The organism is Candidatus Symbiopectobacterium sp. NZEC135, assembly GCF_025962695.1.
This window is the reverse complement of sequence record NZ_JAGFPF010001461.1, coordinates 1-536: the sequence shown is the minus strand read 5'-3', so window position 1 is coordinate 536 and position 536 is coordinate 1. Positions and strand designations below refer to the sequence as shown.

The window sequence follows — 536 nt, the reverse complement described above, 5'->3', positions numbered from 1 at the left end:
AGCAGTTTTTCTTCAACGTCGGCAGGAATCGAGGTGTCGTTGGCATCCTGAACGTCATGACCATAAATGGAGAATGCGGGAAGGCCTTTCTGGCTGTGTGCGGCCAGCGCCGCAGCCAGATAAACCGCTCCCGGACGTTCCGTGCCGTTGAAGCCCCAGATGGCTTTCGGGTGCAGGGGATCCATATCGATGGTTTCACTGCCGTAACACCAGCACGGCGTTACGGTAATGGTGACGCCAACGTTCTGGCTGCTGAATTTTTCTTCGCAGGCGGCGGACTCCGCCATGCCGGCAATGCAGGTATCCGCAATCACACACTCAATATTTGCACCGTTGGCATGACGGAGTTTTTCGGTAATCAACGCGGCGGTGGCTTTTGCCATATTCATGGTTTGCACGTCGAGCGATTCTCGCACGCCCATACGACGCCCATCGATCACCGGACGAATGCCAATTTTGGGTAAATTACTTTTTTTCATCACAATTCCTCACGTTATACGGATAAAGCGTTAGTGGGTTGCCGTTTGTGAACGGAA

The 536-nt window shown here is 53.2% G+C and carries 1 pseudogene; it reads right to left on the bottom strand.

Going from position 1 to position 536, the window contains the following annotated elements:
• Positions 1–479: pseudogene (fucI, locus tag J5224_RS34830) on the bottom strand (L-fucose isomerase); the annotation flags it as partial.
• Positions 480–536 lie beyond the last annotated feature (57 nt).